We start from the raw sequence: 18,251 nt of genomic DNA on the forward strand, positions 1-18,251 counted from the left end.
AACCCATGTCCGACGCCACGACCCATCTCCTGCTGCCCTACATCCTGGCGGCGCAGGCCCAGAAGCATGTCACCCACAACGAGGCGCTGCGGATCCTCGACGGGCTCGTCCAGCTCTCGGTCCTCGACCGGGATCTGACCGCGCCGCCCGCCAGCCCCACTGATGGCGACCGTTACATCGTCGGCTCCGGCGCGACGGGCGACTGGGCGGGCTGGGACCTGAACGTCGCGCTCTGGACCGATGGCGCCTGGCTCCGCCTGCCGCCGCGCACCGGCTGGCGGGCGTGGGTCGAGGATGAGGGCCTGCTGCTGGTCTACGACGGCGCGGGCTGGGTCGGGACCACGCCTGCGGCGCTACAGAACATGGCACTGCTCGGGATCGGCACGACGGCGGACGCTTCGAACCCGTTCTCGGCCAAGCTGAACGCGGCGCTATGGACCGCCAAGAGCGTCGCCGAGGGCGGCAGCGGCGATCTGTTCTACACCATGAACAAAGAGGCGGCGGGCGACGATCTCGGGCTGACGCTGCAAACCGGTTTCGTGACCAAGGCGCTGGTGGGGCTCTTCGGCTCCGACCGCTTCCGCCTCGCGGTCTCCGCCGACGGCAGCACCTTCTTCGACGGGCTGAGCGTCGACAACGCCACCGGCATCGTCGACCAGCCCCGGCTTCCGCGGTTCAAGGCTTACACCAACTACGACAACTATGTCGGCGTTGGAACCTGGACGAAGATCGGCCTGAACAACACCGACTACAACGACCAAGGGGCTTTCGACGCGGCGAACAACCACTTCGTGGCCCTGGTCGACGGCACCTACCTCTTCGGCGCGACGCTGCTCTACAAGATCAACGCCAGCGCCACGGCGCGCATGCGCGGGCGGCTCGTGCTGAACGGCGCCACCGAAATCCGGGGCTCCCTCGGCGAAATCTCCTCGACCCATGTCTCGCTCGCTACCGCCATCTGGCTGCAGACCCTGGTCCCGCTGACTGCGGGCGATACCGTCGAGCTGCAGGGGTATTTCCGGGTCGCGGACGGCTATTTCGCCGCCGATCACACGTCCTTCTGGGGCTGCAAGATCGGCTGAGCGGCGGAAGGAGGATCCGATGACACCACGCCGATCCGATCATGGCTTCGTGCGCATGCCCGACGCCGAGTTCGAGGCGATCCTGACCCGGGCGGCCGAGGAAGGTGCCAAACGCGCGCTCGCCGATGTCGGGCTCGACGGCGACGAGGCCGCGCTCGACATCCGCGATCTGCGCTCCCTGGTCGACTGCATCCGGCTGGTCCGCCGCACCGCGATGCAGACCGCCGTCCGCATGATCACCACCGGCGTCATGCTGGCGCTGCTCGCAGGCATCGCCATCAAGCTGAAGATTTTTGGCGGCGGCCCGTAGCCGCTCACCATTCCATTCATTGGCCCGCAATGACCCGCCCTCGAGGCGGGTTTTTCGTTTTCGGAGGACCCCATGACCACGACCTTCCACCGCCATTGGCGCGACGTGCCGGACAGCGTCTGGCGCTGGCCGAATTTCAGCCCGGCAGAGATCGCCTGCCGGGGCACCGGCAAGCTGCTCATCAACGAACCTGCGCTCGACAGGCTGCAGGCGCTGCGCGACCGGCTGGGCAAGCCGCTCATCGTCCGCTCGGCCTATCGCAGCCCCGAGCACAACCGCGCCGTCGGCGGCGCGACCCGGTCGAAGCATCTCGACGGAGCCGCCTTCGACATCGCCATGGCGAACCACGATCCAGTGGCCTTCGAGGCGGCGGCGCGCGAGGTCGGGTTCCTCGGCTTCGGCTTCTACCCGCGATCGGGGTTCATCCATGTCGACCTCGGTCCCGCGCGACAGTGGGGCGAGCGGTTCCCGGTGCGGGCGACGGCATTTGCAGCCGAAACGCCGCCCGCGCGCGAAGTGCTGGCCGACAGCCGCACAATGAAGGGTGGTGGCGCGGCCGGTGTCGCCACGCTGGGCGCGGCCGGGGTCGAGGTGGCGCAGAGCGTCCTGGCCGAGACTCAAACCGCCATCCTGCCGCTCGTGCCGTATCTCGACACGCTCCGTTGGGTGTTCATCGCTGTCGCGCTCGGGGGCATTGCGGTCACGATCTACGCGCGGCTCGACGATTGGAAACGGGGTCGGCGGTGATCGGCGCGCTCCTCGCCGCACTCACCGGCTCGGCATGGGCGCGCACGGCGCTCCGCTACGGTGTCACCGCCATCGCGATCCTTCTGTTCTTGCTGGCCCTGCGCCGCTCCGGCGAGCGCGCCGGTCGGCTGGCTGAGCGGCTCAAGACCATGGAGAAGACCCATGAGGTACAACGACGGATGCTCGATGCGGCGGCGCGTCGCCCTCAGTCTCGTAGCGATCTGGCTGAGCGGCTGCGCGACGGGCGCTTCTGACCTCACCGGCCTCGGGGTGTGCCCGCCGGTCGTGGAATACAGCCGGGAGTTCCAGGCGCAGGTGGCGGAGGAACTGACCCTGCTGCCGGAAGGGTCGGTAATCGCCGAGATGCTGGCAGACTACGCGGTGATGCGAGACCAGGCGCGGCGGTAGCCTTCTGATCGCTGCTCTTGTGAGTCCGTCCACTTGCGACCTATGCTAAGTCCCATGACTTCATGGGTTTTTAGGAAGTGGCTTAGGACGCAATGAGTTTATCCCCTGAGCTGGACGAGGCTGACCAGCCGCAAACCTCCGGCCGTCGCACGGGCCGCTCATTCTACGCTGCGCCTGTCTCAGAGTTTCGCATCACCGACGATGACGCGATCATCGGCAGGCTGTCATCTCGCCACGTTGCCTTCCACGCCGCCGCGGAGGCCGAGCAACTCCGCGCCTGGAAGCGCGAAATCGAGATCCTGAAGGAAAGCTTCGCAAAGTTAGGCTCGCTCTGCGACGACTGGCAGCTCCTTCTCGAAATCCCGCTGCTGCGGCTCGGAAAACGGATCGACGCGGTTGTTCTCGCGCCCGGCGTCGTCGGCGTGATCGAATTCAAGATCAACGCGACGGCGTTTCAGAGCGCTGACCGGGTTCAGACGGAACGCTACGCGCAATCGCTCAGCGATTTCCACGAGGCTTCGCAGCAGCGACTGATCCTGCCTATCCTATGCGCTGAGAGGGCGCGGGCGAAGCCCCCGTCGACGACGTTGGTCGAAGGCGTCGGCACATTAATGGAAGCCAATGCGACGACGCTCGCAGACGCGCTTCTGATCGTGCAAAGTCATGTCGATCCGAACGCTGCCGCGATTGACGCGCATGGGTTCGACTACTCGCCGTACCGACCGACTCCCAACATCGTCGAAGCTGCGCAGGCGCTCTACGCTGGGCACGAAATCGCAGATATTGGGCGCGGCGACGCGGCCGATGCAGAGTTGCAGGCCGCGGCCGCGGCGCTGCAGGAAATCGCCGCCGATGCAGAGGCGTCGCGCGCCAAAGTTGTGTGCTTCGTAACCGGCGCACCTGGCGCCGGCAAAACGCTGCTCGGCTTGGACCTCGCACTCAAGAGTCGATCGGGGACCCGTCCCGCGGCGCTTCTCTCGGGTAACCGCCCACTAGTCCACGTGCTGACCGAAGCCTTGGCGGAAGACAGTGCTGCGCGTGGCGCAATGACGAAGACCGAGGCGCGACGTTTCGCTGATGCAGCCATTCAGAACCTCCTTGGCTATTTGAAGGAGCACACGGACGGTGCTCCGCCGCCGGAGCATGTGATCGTCTTCGATGAGGCGCAGCGCGCCTGGGATGCCGAAGTTGGCAAGGAGCTTATGGGACGGCCGAGTTCCGAACCGGAACTCTTTCTCGAGATCCTCGATCGCTTGGACTGGGCCTGCCTCGTCTGCCTGGTTGGTCCTGGTCAAGAGATCAATCGCGGCGAAGGCGGCCTCGCTCTCTGGGGGGAGGCGCTGCGCTCGGCTCAGAGCGCAGGCAGTCGATGGTGTGTGGTCGCCGCGCCCCAGGCGCTTGACGGCGGGCCGGACGTTCCCGGTTCCGGCATGTTCGTCGAGGCCGGGCTCGGCGGTGTCGAGGTTCGACGGGAGCCAGCCCTGCACCTGTCAAACGCTATCCGGGCGTATCGAAACCCCCTTCATGCGCAGTGGGTGGCGCGCCTTCTGGATGGCGACATCGCGGAGGCGAAGGCCCTGGCCGCCAGAATGGATGCTCCGCCAGCTCTGATGACGCGTGACCTAGCCGTCGCGAAGGAATGGCTCCGTCAACGGCGACGAGGCGGTCGAACCGTCGGCCTGCTGGCGAGCTCGGGGGCCGTCCGCCTCGTCGGCGAGGGAGTGCCGCCTTCACCGCGATCGAATGAGTTGAACCCCATCGGCCACTGGTTCTTGAAGCCCTTCACGGATTTCCGCAGCGCTGGCGCGCTTGAGACACCGATGAGCGAGTTTGGGTGCCAGGGGCTCGAGTTGGATTATGCTTGCCTGTGTTGGGGTGGCGACCTGATCTGGAATGATCAGGGTTGGCTGCCCAGGATGATGCGTGCGCCTCGATGGCAGATTGCTCGAGACACTGAGAAACAGCGTTTTCGGCTGAATGGCTATCGCGTGCTGCTTACCCGGGCCCGGGCCGGTCTCGTGCTCTTCGTGCCGCGGGGCGAGGCTGATGATCCGACCCGTTCCCCGGATGAGATGGACGCCTGTGCCGACGCTCTGATTGCCGCGGGGTGTGCGGAACTCACGCAGAACTAGAGTCGCCGCTGATTGAACTATTGAGCGAATGAACTGTGTACATTCTGGCTACTCGACCACCGGGTAGAAGGGACGTCCCCAATCCTCCTTCGGGTTGTCCATCATCAGGTCCACGAAGACCGGGAGGAGGAAGCCGAGTATCGCGGCGCCGTCACGGACCTGTGCTCGGTTCACGCCGCTGTTCCACGTCGATCCGCCGTGCACCAGCTGATTGCGCAGCACGTAGAGCCGGTCGAAGACGAAGCCGAGAACGCGAACGCTATCGCCGGCCTGGAACGCCTGTGCAAAGCTGCGCGAGGAGGTCCGGAACCTTTGCTCCCAATCCTCGAACCCATCTATGCCGTTCTGATGCTGCCAGAATGGGTTGAAGACGAAGCGGTTCTCCATGAGCATCCGAACTGGGCCTGAGAACCGTTGCCATAGCGCCTTGTAAACGCGTCGCTCTTCATCCCGCGCCACCAGCTTGCCAAAGTAATCGACGATCGCAGCCCTTTCCCCGGGTGCAACCCACTGGAATTCGCGCTCGTCCGCATAGGCTGCGTTGAAAGCGATCCAGAGGAATATGAAGCGTGCATCGTGATCGTCGCCGCACGCCTCGGCTCGTCCGATCCAGCTGATGGAGCGGTGTACGCGTAGCCCCATCGTCTCGGGAAAGCCCGCACGGATCGCACGTTGCTTCTCCTTTAAGGCGCTAAACGACAGGCTGTCCGTCATCGAATTCCTCCGTTTCTAATACTCGTTCACGGCATCGCGCCGAAATCGGACCGGCGGTATCCGTCCACCATCGCCCGAAGCGCCTCCGGGGCAATGACCTCGACCTTGTTCCCCCACTGGTAGAGGTGCCAGGTCATCTCCAGCCAGCCTGCTGCCTCGAAACGCACGACAAGGCTGCCGTCGTCTTGCGGCTCAAGCACTTGCCGCGGATGAAAGCGAAAGCCAGCGGCGCGCTCGGCTGCCTCAGGCGCGAAGCGCCAGATCACCTCGCCGTATTGTTCGGGATCCTGCCAGACCCCGAAGGACCGTGCAGCGTAATCCACGATGCTGAAACCCTCCTGAAGCGGGAAGCTCTCGTCGAGGACTTCCGCAGCGCGGATCAGGTCGATGCGGAAATTGCGTACCTCGTCTGCTTTGGCGGGGTCGCGTGCCGCTAGGTATGTCCGGTGGCCCAGCAAGACGCCATGTGGTTCCAGGATGCGGTTTGCGTCGTCCTGGTTGTAGCGCACACTCAGGCGAAACGGGCCGCGCAGTGCCTCGATGATGGCATCGAGCACGTCCGTTTCGACGCTGACTTTCGGGCCGGGGCGCGTGACCTGCCCCATGGCGGCCAGGACCGCCTCTGCGTCGGTTTCGATACGGGATCGGGAGGGCGCCTGAGCCAGCAGCCCCTCGCGCAGATCAGCCAAGGCTCGTGCATGTCGTAGCCGACCCTCGGCCTCCGCCCCGCGAACGGCGATCTCCAAGGCTTCCACACCTGTTTCATGGCGAAGTTGGAGGCGGTCGAGGCCAGGATCGATCAGGCGCCAGCGTCGTTTGCGGTCCTCGCCATCCTCTACCAAGACGTTTCCAAAGGTTTCCTCCAGCGCGTCGGTCATCCGCTGTGCCGTCCGATGCGACACCTCGAACTCAAGCGCAATCTCCTCGAGGCTGATCCCACTGCGTCTTGCCGCAGCCAACTGTGCGAGCCGGATCAGGTCTTGAGCCTTGGAAAAGGACATGCGCGCCTCGCAGCCTGCCAGCTTTTGTCACCCCCAGAGGCTAGAAAGGTCGTTGCGTCCTGTCGAGCCGATTCTCTGAAGTGTTCGAAAGTAAAAAGTAGTGGGGCCCGACAGGCGCACCGAAGCGAGGGAGACCAGCGGAGACATGCGTGGGGGTGTGCTCAATATGGAAGTTCAGACTTTCAAATCTCCATTGCTTATCTGACAGTTATTGACACCCACAGGGGTGATTTAAGAAGCTGCAATCAGGAGACGTTTTCCGCGGTTCGGGTTGCGCTCATTGACGATTGAAGGAGCCCATGCGGGAAATCGGCGGCAACATCCTCTTCTCGGCGAGCGACCTGATGCGGTTCATGGGCTGCGCCCATGCCACGACGCTCGATCTCATGCGCCTGCGCGGCGAAGGGCCGGAGCCGGGCGAGGACAGCGAGGATGCTGCGCTTCTACAGAAGCAGGGCGACGCGCATGAGGCCGCGCATCTGGAGCGTTTGAAGGTTTCTGGCAGGTCCGTGGTCGAGATCCCGCGCGGCAATCTGGCGCGCGATGCGGAGGCCACGCGCGTGGCGCTGACCAAAGGTTCAGAGGTGGTCTTTCAGGGCGCGTTCCTGTCGGGCAACTGGGGCGGCTGGTCCGACTTCCTGGAGCGCGTAGAGCGCCCATCGGCACTCGGGCCCTTCAGCTACGAGGTCGCCGACACCAAGCTGAAGCGTCGCCCCCATCCGAAACACGTCCTCCAGCTCGTGCTCTACTCCGACCTCTTGACCGAGATTCAGGGGGTCGCGCCCGAATTCGCACATGTCGAACTCGGCTCCGGCGAGCGCGCGACGCTGCGGCTCGCCGACTACGCCCATTATGCACGCGGCGCGCGGGCACGGCTCGAGGCGTTCGTGGCTGCCCCTTCGCTCACGCGCCCCGTCCCCTGCGCCGACTGCGCGCTGTGCCGCTGGGCCGACCACTGCGCCGGCGTCTGGGTCGCCGAGGACAGCCTATTCAATGTGGCGGGCATCAGCCGCGGACAGGTGAAGAAGCTCGAGGCCGCGGGAATCACGACGATGGAGGCGCTGGCCCGCCTCGATCATCCGATCCGCGGCATGGCGGAGACCACGCGCGCGAAGCTCGTCGCCCAGGCGCGGCTTCAGCATGCCCGCAAGACGGGAGAGCCGGCTTACGAACTGCGCGCACCGGAGCCGGGCAAGGGTTTCGACCTGCTGCCCGAGCCGACGCCTGGCGACATCTTCTACGACATCGAGGGCGATCCTCACTACGAGGGCGGCCTCGAATACCTGCACGGCGTGTGGTGCGACGGAGACTTCCACGCGTTCTGGGCACATGATCACGAGGCCGAGGCGCAGGCTCTGTCGGAGCTACTTGCGTTCTTTCGAGCGCGGCTCGATGCGCATCCGGGTGCGCGGATCTACCATTACGCACCCTACGAGATCACCGCGCTGCGTCGGCTGACCACGAAATACGGGATCGGCGAGGCTTTTCTTGACCGCCTCCTGCGCGAGCGTCGCTTCGTCGATCTCTACGCAGTCGTGCGCGCCGGACTGATCTGCTCGGAGGCGAACTATTCCATCAAGTCGATGGAAGCCTTCTATGATCGAAAGCGCGAAGGCGAGGTGACGACGGCGGGCGGCTCGGTTGTCGCCTACGAACGCTGGCGGGAGACGGGCGCGCAGCAGATCCTCGACGAGATCGAGGACTACAACCGCATCGACTGTATCTCGACCGAGGAACTTCGGGATTGGCTGGTCGGGGTCCGGCCCGAAGGCCCCTGGCCGCGTCTGGGCGAGGACGCGGGCGACAAGGAACAGGCGGAAGACGCAGACGCCGAAGACCTGCGCGCCATGCTTGCCGCATCCGACCTGCCCGAGGATCGGCAGCGGATGCTGTTCAACCTCGGCCTCTTTCACAAGCGAGAGGCGAAACCCGCGCAATGGGCCGTCTTCGACAGCGTCGGCAAGGACGAGGACGAGCTGATCGACGATCTCGACGCGCTCGCCGGGCTCGAGGCTGTCGGACCGGCGGAAAAGGTGAAGCGATCCATGGCGCGGACCTATCGCTTCCCGCAGCAGGAGACGAAGCTGCGGGGCGGCAAGAAGGCGACCGTGCCGGTCGCTGACGGTTCGCCCACCACCCTGGAGATCACCGCGCTTGACCGGAGCGCCCGCGAGATCACGCTCAAAGCCGGGACAGCGAAGGCGCATCTTCTGACGGACCGCCTGACGCTCCACCCGGATTGGCCGCTCAACACCGGCGTCATCGCGGCTGCTCTGCGCGACGTGATCGCGGATCAATGCGGGCCGCGTCGGTTCACCGCCGCGGGCGACCTGCTGTCCCGCGCGGCGCCGCGCCTGACGACCGGCGCGAAGCCTGATCTGCTGGATGGCGCTGATCCGGTCGCGGGCGCAATTGCGGCCGTGGGCGCGATGGACGGCACCGTGCTGCCGATCCAGGGGCCGCCGGGCACGGGCAAGACCTATGTCGCGGCGCGCGCGATCCTGTCGCTGGTACGTCAAGGACACCGCGTCGGCGTGGCCTCGAACAGCCACGAGGCCATTCGCAATGTGCTGATGGGCTGTCTCGCCGCGCTGAAGGACGACGATCCGGACATCACGCTGGAAAATGCCGAGCTCGCTCACAAGGTCAGCGGCGAGGATGACGGCTATCCCGAAGGCTTCACCGGCATCACCCGCGCCACGTCCAACGACGACCCAGCGCTGACAGAGGCCCATGTCGTCGGCGGCACCGCCTTTTTCTTCTCACGTCCGGAGTTCGAGCAGTCGCTGGACTGGCTGTTCGTGGACGAGGCGGGACAGGTCGGCCTCGCCAACATGGTCGCCATGGCGCGCGCCGCGCGCAACATCGTGCTGGTCGGCGACCCGCGTCAGTTGCCGCAGGTGATCCAGGGCGCGCATCCCGAGCCTGCGAACCTGTCCTGCCTCGACTGGATGCTGGGCGATCACGCGACGATTCCTCCGGACCGGGGCATCTTCCTTCCCGTCTCGCGGCGCATGCACCCCGAGGTCTGCCGCTTCATCTCGGAGCAGGTCTACGAGGGTCGGCTGACCAGCCACCCCGATACGGCACGCCAGCTCGTCAGAGGCACCCGGTTCCCCGAGGCGGGAGCCTTCTGGGTGCCGGTCGCGCATGAAGGCAATGTGCAGGTCTCGACCGAAGAGGTCGCCGCGATCCAGGCCGCGGTCACCGATCTTCTGCAGGGCGAATGGACGGAAAAGGACGGCACGCGCCGCCCCATGCGCGAGACAGACATCATCGTCGTCGCCCCCTACAACGCGCAGGTGAACGCCCTTCGCGACGCGCTGCCGGACGCCATCCGCGTCGGCACGGTGGACAAGTTCCAGGGACAGGAAGCGCCTGTCTGCCTCGTCTCGATGACCGCCTCATCGGCCGAGGAAACCTCGCGCGGAATGGAGTTCCTGTTTTTGCTCAATCGCATCAACGTGGCGGTGTCACGCGCCAAGGGGCTGGCGCTGGTCTTTGGCGCGCCGCGTTTGCGCGAGGCGAGATGCGAGACAGTCGAGCAGATGCGGCTGGTAAATGCGCTCTGTGCGTTGAATGCAGGGGATTTCGGAGTCTAAAGAAAAAAGATGATAAAACCTGATGACGGCTGGCTACAAATCAAGAAAGAGCAGGCTCTCGCCTTCGGCAAGCCAGTGCCATCTGGCTTCGTTGTTCGCCAGGGGTCAACCGCGATGCGGGAAGGATCCCCAAATAAGAAGCGGGACAGGCCCGAACGAGACCGTTTGGTTGAACAGGGTATTCTCGTCCCCGATGAGAATCCGGCACTTTTTCGTTTCAGCGTCGATCATGTGTTCAACAGTCAGAGCCGTGCAGCGGGCGTGGTTATCGACGGAAATAGCAATGGCAGTCATTGGCAACCCGCAACGATGAGTCTTCCCACACAGGTCGAGTCGCGGGGCCTTTTCACGAGGCGAGAGATCGAAGAGGCGATGGATGCCTTTGATCGCTACAGTAAGAACGGCGAGGAAAGCGAAATATTCCGCCACTTCGGTGATCCGCGGGACTACTGGGTGCGATCCAGCCGCGACCGTGAGAACCGCGTCTACCCCAGCAAGCCGCTCGTGGGATACCTCCTGAAGAAGGCTGAGCTGAATGGTGGTTGGGGGCAAAAAGCTGACGCGGCAGCCAGGCTTCACAACTCCGGCTTCATTATCGTTGATCAGGCGGATGAGCCTGTTCGAGCGCCCGAACGATACGAGCACCTAATTTCAGGCGCTGATCGCATCAGGCTATGCGCACTCAATTACTTTATCGAGCCGGCTCGGGAGAAACGCCTGAAGACTGTGACGATACGTGCTGGAGACCTCGCCAGCGCAATGGGGCTGAAGAACGCTTTCCCAAATATCTGCCAAACTCTCGGTGGCGAGAAGCTTCAGCAGCTTGCGACGGTGCCGCCGCCCGTGATTTCAGAGCCGAATCCTAGCAGCTCAACAACATTTACCTACCAACTTGGATCTAAATCGGAAGCGGACACAATGGACCAATCGAGCACGACGATATCGGCGTCCGCAACCAACCTCATCCTATATGGGCCGCCAGGGACCGGGAAGACCTTCAACACAGCGGCGGAGGCGGTCGGGCTCTGTGGCGAGCCAGTCCCGCAAGATCGGCCCGAGCTCATGGCGGTCTACCAGAGGCTCGTGGCAGCCGGGCGCATCGAGTTCGTCACGTTCCACCAGTCGATGGCCTACGAGGATTTCGTCGAAGGTCGGCAGCCCATGACCGGGGCGGACGGAGAAGGTGAGGCGGAGTCTGCCGGCTTCCGGCTCGAAACGGTCCACGGGGTATTCAGGCGGATCGCGAAGCGCGCGGAGACCAGCCGTGGGCGCTCATCGGGCGATGACATGATCAGGTTGGAGGGCCGCCAGGTCTTCAAGATGTCGATCGGCGAAGCGAACAATCCCGAGGACGCACACTTGTTCGAGGAAGCGATAGAGGGCGGTTACACACTCCTCGGCTTCGACGACATCGACTGGAGCGATGAGAAGTACGCCAGCCGTGAGGCGATCTTCGAGGCCTGCAAGAACCATCGAGACGGAGGCGGCGACATAGATGCAAGATCCGGATGGGTCCAGATGCCCTTCCGATTCCGGAACTGGGTCCGGCAAGGCGACATCGTGATCGTGTCGAAGGGAAACCAGCAGTTCCGTGCCATCGGGGAGTTCGTCGGCGACTACGAGTTCAAGCCACGGCCGGAAGGGGGCTACGCCCACCGGCGCGCGGTGCGATGGCTCTGGGTGGATCGTGACGGGGTAGCGGTCAGCGAGATCTACAGCCGCGGCTTCATGCAGCAGTCGATTTATCTGCTCTACGACAGCGAGCTCAATATTCCTGCTCTTGAGCGCTACATGAACAGCCAGAGGAGCGACGGGGGTGGCGAGCCCGATCAGTTCGTCCTGATTATCGACGAGATCAACCGTGCGAACATCTCCAAGGTCTTCGGCGAACTGATCACTCTTCTCGAGGCCGACAAGCGGCTCAATCAGCCGAATGCGGTGCGGGTCCGCTTGCCCTATTCCGGGGACGAATTCGGCGTGCCGTCCAACCTGCACATCCTCGGCACGATGAACACCGCCGACCGGTCGATCGCGCTTCTCGACACTGCACTCCGGCGTCGGTTCACCTTCCGTGAGATGATGCCCGACGAGTCAATCCTCAAAGAGGCTGCCGAGAAATGCGGGATCGACCTCCCGCGACTGCTCACCACAATCAACGAGCGGATCGAGTACCTTTACGACCGGGAGCATCAAATCGGTCACGCCTACTTCACCGCCTGCCGTTCGCGAGCCGATGTCGACGAGGTCATGCGCCACAAGGTCATCCCGCTCCTTGCGGAATACTTCTTCGAAGACTGGGCCAAGATCGCGGCGGTGCTTGGCGATCTGGAGCCGGGCGAAAGTTCGATCACCGGTGGCTTTCTCAAACGTACGATCCTGAACCCGCCCCCGGGCCTCGAGGACGGCGATGCTGTCGCCCGGTTTCGCTGGCAGGTTCGATCCGTCGATGAGAGCTTCGACTACAGCAGGTTGGTCGGGACATGATCCGCCGCACGATCCGCGAGTGGGAGCGCATCGCCTACGGGTCGGGCGACACCGAGATTCCGGAGACGCAAGCAGACCGGATTGCCGCGATTGCGCGGACCTCGACCTTCTCCGGGCGCGGGGGTGAGGGCGTGCTGGAACACGGGCGGAAGGGGCTCCGCGCCCGTGGTGTTGTCGGCGTCATTGCCACCCCCGGCTGCCAACTGGAAATTCTCCCAAAGATCGAGGGGGGCGGCGAGAGCGGGGTGTCGGATGCGGTGCTCCGGCGGCGCCTCATCCACATGCTTGCCGTTACCTACAATCTGCCAATCGAAGCCGGCGCAATGACGCAGCTCGGCTGGCAGCGCGAGACCGTGCTCGAACTCCTGATCCGTCTGTTCTGTGCGAAGCTCACCGACGCGGTCCGCCAGGGGATGCCACGCCACTACCTCGAACACGAAGACGACTTGCCTGCGCTTCGGGGACGCCTGGACGTGACACGGCAGTTCTCAACGCTCGCGCTCTCACCACAAAAGCTCGCATGCCGTTTCGATGCTCTGTCGCCGGACATAGCCCTGAACCAGGTCATGCGGGCGGCGGTCAGCAAGCTGTCGCGCCTGTCCGGTGCACCGGATAACCAGCGCGCACTGCGCGAGCTGAGCTTCGTGTACGCCGACGTAGCCGACGTTCCTCCGAACGCCCTCCGCTGGGACCGGATCGTCCTGGACCGCACCAATCGTCGTTGGCGGGATCTCCTGTCTCTCGCGCGCCTTTTTCTATCGGACCGGCACCAGCAGACGAGCGCGGGGAGCATCGACGGGCACGCGCTGCTCTTCGAGATGAACGTCTTGTTCGAAGCGTACATCGAACGGATCCTGTCGCGTGCTCTGGTCGGTACGGGCCTTCGTGTGTCGTCGCAAGGCGGCCATCGGGACTGTCTCTACGAAGGCGAGACCGGGCGTTTCCGCACAAGGCCGGACCTCATCGTCCGGCAGGGCGAGAAGATCGCGCTGATCATCGACACGAAGTGGAAGCGCATGACGCCACGGATCGACGATCCAAAGCAGGGGGTCAGCCAGACGGACGTGTACCAGCTGATGGCATATGGCAGGCTCTACGACTGCCCGAACGTCGTGCTGCTGTACCCCCATCATGGCGACTTGCCGCCCGATCAGATCCGTTGCCGGAACTCCATCGCGAAAAGGGGAGCAGATGAAACGCTGATCGTAGCCACGCACGATCTCGCCGGCACTCAGGGAGACCAAAGAGAAAGTTTGCGACAGCTGGTCGTCAATTCTCTGGTCTTCGGCGCATCGCGCGTCGATGCAGTAGATCATGAAGTGGTTTGAGCAGATGCGACTAGTGAGTACATTGCGCGCGCTGCCGTTAGCGAAAACGGCTGAATAATGAAGAGCCTGTTTTCTAAGTTGAGACGCAAGCTGGGTGTATCTCCGGAGACGCCCAATCATCCCGATTTGAACCCGCCGTCCGATTGGGATGTGCCCGAAGCCGAATACTTGCCCGGAACCTCACAGGCTGTGGCCGGCTCTGAGACTGCCGAGCCGCCGGCCGCTGCCCGGGAGGCAATCGAAGACAATGTTCACCCAGATCTGCATCTTATCGATTCTCAGATTTTCGCGGAGAATTTTCCTCACAACTCGCGCTCCCAAGCGCCAATACAATCAGATGTTTCCATGTCCGGAAATCAACCGTCGACAGCCGAGGCATTCACAGAGCTTGAAGCGGAGAATGACGTGTCGGCTAACCATGAGCCGGACCCGGATCCCGCCTTTGCTCCACCAAATCCCAGTTCTTCGAGATTGACTACCGATCTCGGGCTTGTTGAGGCGGATGACGAATATGATGAACTTATTGGCGACATCGATGTGTTCGATGAACAGGCCGACGATCTCTGGGAGACTGCGCTTTCCTACGAGGTAAGTGAGGACATTGAACGCGCTCGCACCGACGGTGATGCGTTTGAAGTTGCTGATTTTTATGAATTTCCGGAGTTTGAATCAGGAGAGATCGAGAACGAAACTGAAAGCGCCCAATGGGAAGACCTTTTGGATCTGGATCTATATGAGGAAGATCCAGATCTACTTTCTCCATCTTTTGACGAAGAGACCATCACCGATGGTCACTTATTGGACGATTACGCCGCAAGGCTAGTCAGCCAGATGCGCATCGTGAAGCTTGACCAACGTTCCCTGCTTCAAAGTCGTTTGAAAGCAGTCTTGGAAGAGTTCCCGTTCTCGTCGAGTTACAGGGCTCTCTCAAGGTTGGTGCAAGCTGGAAACAGCCTCGAAGAGTTGGAAGATGCATGCGAGCTGAAATGTCTTTGGCGAGAAGCTCCTTGGCTTTGGTCTCATCGGAAGTTCAACAGAATGCAGCGCGCTTGGGAGACAGAAGAACGATCGAGCTATCGCAGCGCTCTTTCTTGGAAACTCGCGCTGGCATTGATCCATCGGGTTGGCCGGGTCGAGGCCGAGCGAAAGGTTTTTGACGATTGGCGAAACGAATGGCTTCAGATGCAGCCAGAGTATTCGGGCGAGGGTGTTCGTATAGACTCACGGTTCTGGAGCTATCCTGCTTTCCTTAGTCTCTATTACGAAGGTATTGAACTAGCTGATAGTGAGTCTTGGTATTACGAGGAGCCTATCGACGTTCAACCGTCCAGTTCCTTTCGTCTCGAGGATAGTGAAGGTCAGTTTTGGCGTTTCGAAACAAAAGATGGACGCCGCGATATTGGCTTTCTGTCATTACTTCCACACTCCAAGCGGGTAGCAGGAAAAGAGGAAGCCGAGGCAAAGGAGGCGGGCAAAGATGCATAGATCGCTGTATCCATCAAAGGGCGCTCTGGTGAAGTTGGAAGATGACGCGCGCGGGGTGATCCATGATCTGAGGCCGAAGGCCGAGCCGAACGAGGCTCAACTCGCTATGGCAGGCAATCACCGCGCATGGGTGGCGCTATCGGACCTAAAGCCCGCATATGCGCCTGGACAACAAGTACAGCACAAGCCACCGCGAGGTCGCGGACTGAGCCTCGGGACCGGAGTTGTACTTGCAACGCGATCGCTCGGAGGTTTCGAGCAGGTTCTCGTTCAATTCGCAGAGACTGGAGAAACCAGGTGGTTAGACTGGCGTGTCCTCGCGCAGGCGATGCCTGTCGAGCTGCGGATCGCAAAGCGACAAACCGGGCAGCATATGGACCATGCGGAGCGATTCCGGCTCCGAATGCTGTCTAAGGCACTTCAAATATGGAACGCGAACACCGGAGCATTCGGTCGTCTCGACATCGACCCTCTACCGCATCAACTTGATGTGGCGCGGCAGGTGGTAACTTCCCCTCAGGCGCGTTGGCTGATCGCAGACGATGTTGGGCTTGGCAAGACCATTGAAGTTGGTCTTATTCTTCACGCCCTCTCGCAGCGCAACCGCTGCAGACGCGTTCTGATCGTCTGCCCTTCTTCGCTGACTAAGCAGTGGAAAGATGAGATGCGCGCCAAGTTTGGACGTGCCTTCGAGATCTATCAACGCGACTTCCGCCCCGAATACGCCGATGAGATGCGACTGAGGGAGAATGTCATAATTTCGCTCGATCTCGCGAAGCGCGACGAGCATTTGGCGCGGCTCATCGAAGCTGGATTCTGGGATGTTATTGTGTTTGACGAGGCGCATCGGCTCGGCCGGTCCGAAACGGGTGAGCAGACGGAACGCTACGCGCTCGCGCACAAGCTTCGCGACCGGACCCATTCGCTTCTATTGCTGACCGCAACGCCGCACCAAGGTAAAACTCGTCGTTTCGCGGCTCTATTGGAGTTGGTACGACCGGACCTCCTTCCTGAAATCCGAACGCTAGAAATGAACCCAGAGGTGGTTGGGGACATCATCATTCGCAACCGGAAGACCCGCGTCACGGATGCAGAAGGCAATCTGATTTTTCGCGGTCACGACACGCTTCGCCACATGGTAATCCCATCGCCCGAAATGCGCACTGCCGACAAGGCGCTCCGGAGGTATTTGAGCGAGGGGTATCGCGCCAGTGCCGACGCGAAGGATAGAACGATCGGCCGAGCCATCGGCTTTGTCATGACGACGTATCGCAAACTCGCTTCATCTTCTGTGGCGGCAATCGAGCGAGCGCTAGAACGTCGCTTGGAGCGGCTGCAAGGTTTCGATGCCGCATCGGCGCCGGTGATACCTTCAGACGAGCAACTCGAAGGAGATGACAACCTTTCGGAAATTGGGCCAATCGGTGAGGTTGGCGCCTTTTTCGCCGATGAAGCACGAGAGGTTCAGGCCGTTCTGAAACTTATCCGCGTGGCTCGGCTATCGGATGCGAAGCTACAGACATTTCTAAATGACGTGGTTTCGCCGCTTCTAGCACAGAACCAAAATCTTTTGGTGTTTACTGAGTACAGGGCCACCCAGAGTTACCTGGCAGAGGCGATTGCGCACGCATGTCCTGGGGTGCAGGTTGCCGCGATCAACGGCTCGATGTCGCTGGATGAAAAAATAAGGAATGTCCGCGCCTTCAACAGCCGAGAGGCTCAGGTCATGTTATCGACTGAAGCGGGGGGCGAAGGCCTAAACCTGCAAGACGCCTGTCATATCATGGTGAATTACGACTTGCCCTGGAACCCGGCACGTTTGGTCCAACGGATCGGCCGCTTGTACCGCTATGGTCAGACACGGCGCGTTCAAGTTATCAATTTGCAGTCGGATGATGGGTTCGACAACAGCGCGATCACTTTGTTGTTGGATCGCGTCAGTACGATTGCACAGGATATGGCAATCGTTGCCGGCGAGATGAAGGATGCATTGGCTGCGGAAGTGCTCGGAGAGCTGATGTCTTACATCGACATGGAAAGCATCCTCGATCGTGCGACAAGAATGAAGATGGACCAGACGGAAGAGGAGATCGCTGAAGCCATACGCGAAGCACAGAAGGCGCGGGCGGCCGAGGACGATATTCTGCAATTCGCATCCGCTCACCAGACACGCGTTTCGGGCGGCTTCGACTTTCGGCATATGGTCAGCTTTGTCAAAGGGATGGCACCAATCGCCGGATACGACGTGAGGGCCGAGATGCATGGCGGAAAGACGCTTGAGATTGAGCTCGGCGAAGAGGATATCGGTCGCTGGCCAGAGTTCGGCCGTCGCAGCATTGTGCGCCTGACGGCCGACCACGCAAAGGCAATCGCTGACCCGTCGCTTGTTCCTATGGACTTCGAAGCAGGCTTTGTGCGTGATCTATCAGAGCTGGCTAACGATCGGCTGATTTTCGACGGACTGTACGCGGAGGCCCAAACGGAAGCCGAAGATCACGAGGACGTGGTGGCCGTTCATCAGGTTCGCTGGCAGGGTCTTTCTGGCGAGTTACTAGAGGAAGAGTTGATCGCTTCGTCTGGTAACAAGGACGGTGCCAAGGAGCTGCCGCACGAAGAGTTTGCGGAACTGCTGCTGAGACCAATGGAGAGTGTGCCGGCATCTACGCCCGGAGACGAGGACCGGTTAATTGCAAAGGCCTTTGCGCCGGCGGTTGAAAGTTTTGTCTCGCGCTGGGCCGAGGCCGACCGCATGCCGTCGTCAGTGTTTCTGGGTGCAGCTCTGAAGAGAAGGCGTCAGTTCCCCGGAATGTAGCACCCAAATTCGACAAAATCGCGGAGGGGGCCTACCGCACTTGCAGCTTTGCTTGCTCCAGTCCGTTGTAGCATGCTGCAGTCAATGTAAGCGTTCTCTGCCCCCCACCTTCCGCGCGGCATTCTGATCGGTTCATTGGACCGCGA

12 protein-coding genes are annotated in these 18,251 nt (G+C 62.0%); 10 read left to right on the plus strand and 2 right to left on the minus strand.

Annotated elements, in window-relative coordinates:
- The first annotated feature begins 5 nt into the window (after nt 1–5).
- The 5 genes from ACFSCT_RS17680 (at nt 6) to ACFSCT_RS17700 (ending at nt 4,679) form a co-directional block, all read left to right on the plus strand.
- Nucleotides 6–1,082 (plus strand): DUF2793 domain-containing protein, encoded by a 1,077-nt coding sequence (locus tag ACFSCT_RS17680; protein WP_379145016.1) that lies wholly within the window; start codon nt 6–8, stop codon nt 1,080–1,082.
- A 19-nt stretch (nt 1,083–1,101) separates the two neighbouring features.
- A complete protein-coding gene (locus tag ACFSCT_RS17685) occupies nt 1,102–1,392 on the plus strand; it encodes a DUF6127 family protein (protein ID WP_306122324.1) in 291 nt (96 codons plus the stop codon).
- Between the two features lie 72 nt (nt 1,393–1,464).
- A complete protein-coding gene (locus ACFSCT_RS17690; protein WP_379145017.1) occupies nt 1,465–2,139 on the plus strand; it encodes a YcbK family protein in 675 nt (224 codons plus the stop codon).
- Nucleotides 2,136–2,393, plus strand: a complete 258-nt coding sequence (locus ACFSCT_RS17695; protein WP_379145019.1) for a hypothetical protein — start codon at nt 2,136–2,138, stop codon at nt 2,391–2,393. The genes ACFSCT_RS17690 and ACFSCT_RS17695 overlap by 4 nt, the downstream gene beginning before the upstream one ends.
- Before the next feature lie 246 nt (nt 2,394–2,639).
- Nucleotides 2,640–4,679, plus strand: coding sequence for a DNA/RNA helicase domain-containing protein (locus ACFSCT_RS17700; protein WP_379145021.1), 2,040 nt, complete (start codon nt 2,640–2,642; stop codon nt 4,677–4,679).
- A 48-nt stretch (nt 4,680–4,727) separates the two neighbouring features.
- Here ACFSCT_RS17700 and ACFSCT_RS17705 read toward each other — a convergent pair whose 3' ends face one another.
- Nucleotides 4,728–5,393, minus strand: a complete 666-nt coding sequence (locus ACFSCT_RS17705; RefSeq protein WP_379145022.1) for a hypothetical protein — start codon at nt 5,391–5,393, stop codon at nt 4,728–4,730.
- Nucleotides 5,394–5,419: 26 nt separating this feature from the next.
- A complete protein-coding gene (locus ACFSCT_RS17710; RefSeq protein ID WP_379145024.1) occupies nt 5,420–6,394 on the minus strand; it encodes a helix-turn-helix transcriptional regulator in 975 nt (324 codons plus the stop codon).
- A 299-nt stretch (nt 6,395–6,693) separates the two neighbouring features.
- Here ACFSCT_RS17710 and ACFSCT_RS17715 point away from each other — a divergent pair, with 299 nt between their 5' ends.
- The 5 genes from ACFSCT_RS17715 to ACFSCT_RS17735 are packed head-to-tail and all read left to right on the plus strand — an operon-like array spanning nt 6,694 to nt 18,105.
- Nucleotides 6,694–9,996: a TM0106 family RecB-like putative nuclease gene (locus ACFSCT_RS17715; RefSeq protein ID WP_379145025.1), complete on the plus strand. Its 3,303-nt coding sequence runs from the start codon at nt 6,694–6,696 to the stop codon at nt 9,994–9,996.
- A 9-nt stretch (nt 9,997–10,005) separates the two neighbouring features.
- On the plus strand, nt 10,006–12,480 hold the full coding sequence (locus tag ACFSCT_RS17720) for an AAA family ATPase (RefSeq protein ID WP_379145028.1): 2,475 nt from the start codon (nt 10,006–10,008) through the stop codon (nt 12,478–12,480).
- A complete protein-coding gene (locus ACFSCT_RS17725) occupies nt 12,477–13,808 on the plus strand; it encodes an McrC family protein (protein WP_379145031.1) in 1,332 nt (443 codons plus the stop codon). The genes ACFSCT_RS17720 and ACFSCT_RS17725 overlap by 4 nt, the downstream gene beginning before the upstream one ends.
- 57 nt (nt 13,809–13,865) lie before the next feature.
- A complete protein-coding gene (locus ACFSCT_RS17730) occupies nt 13,866–15,293 on the plus strand; it encodes a hypothetical protein (protein WP_379145034.1) in 1,428 nt (475 codons plus the stop codon).
- Nucleotides 15,294–15,321: 28 nt separating this feature from the next.
- Complete coding sequence (locus ACFSCT_RS17735; RefSeq protein WP_379145036.1) at nt 15,322–18,105, plus strand: DEAD/DEAH box helicase; 2,784 nt, start codon at nt 15,322–15,324, stop codon at nt 18,103–18,105.
- Nucleotides 18,106–18,251: the final 146 nt, after the last annotated feature.

The sequence above is a fragment of the Paracoccus pacificus genome, from assembly GCF_042680785.1.
Taxonomy (GTDB): Bacteria; Pseudomonadota; Alphaproteobacteria; order Rhodobacterales; family Rhodobacteraceae; genus Paracoccus; species Paracoccus pacificus.

Excerpts from the sequence above, each read along its gene's own strand:
- ACFSCT_RS17680 (WP_379145016.1), top strand. The coding sequence starts at position 6 with ATGTCCGACGCCACGACCCATCTCCTGCTGCCCTACATCCTGGCGGCG.
- ACFSCT_RS17685 (WP_306122324.1), top strand. The coding sequence starts at position 1,102 with ATGACACCACGCCGATCCGATCATGGCTTCGTGCGCATGCCCGACGCC.
- ACFSCT_RS17690 (WP_379145017.1), top strand. The coding sequence starts at position 1,465 with ATGACCACGACCTTCCACCGCCATTGGCGCGACGTGCCGGACAGCGTC.
- ACFSCT_RS17700 (WP_379145021.1), top strand. The coding sequence starts at position 2,640 with ATGAGTTTATCCCCTGAGCTGGACGAGGCTGACCAGCCGCAAACCTCC.
- ACFSCT_RS17705 (WP_379145022.1), bottom strand. The coding sequence starts at position 5,393 with ATGACGGACAGCCTGTCGTTTAGCGCCTTAAAGGAGAAGCAACGTGCG.
- ACFSCT_RS17710 (WP_379145024.1), bottom strand. The coding sequence starts at position 6,394 with ATGTCCTTTTCCAAGGCTCAAGACCTGATCCGGCTCGCACAGTTGGCT.
- ACFSCT_RS17715 (WP_379145025.1), top strand. The coding sequence starts at position 6,694 with ATGCGGGAAATCGGCGGCAACATCCTCTTCTCGGCGAGCGACCTGATG.
- ACFSCT_RS17720 (WP_379145028.1), top strand. The coding sequence starts at position 10,006 with ATGATAAAACCTGATGACGGCTGGCTACAAATCAAGAAAGAGCAGGCT.
- ACFSCT_RS17725 (WP_379145031.1), top strand. The coding sequence starts at position 12,477 with ATGATCCGCCGCACGATCCGCGAGTGGGAGCGCATCGCCTACGGGTCG.
- ACFSCT_RS17730 (WP_379145034.1), top strand. The coding sequence starts at position 13,866 with ATGAAGAGCCTGTTTTCTAAGTTGAGACGCAAGCTGGGTGTATCTCCG.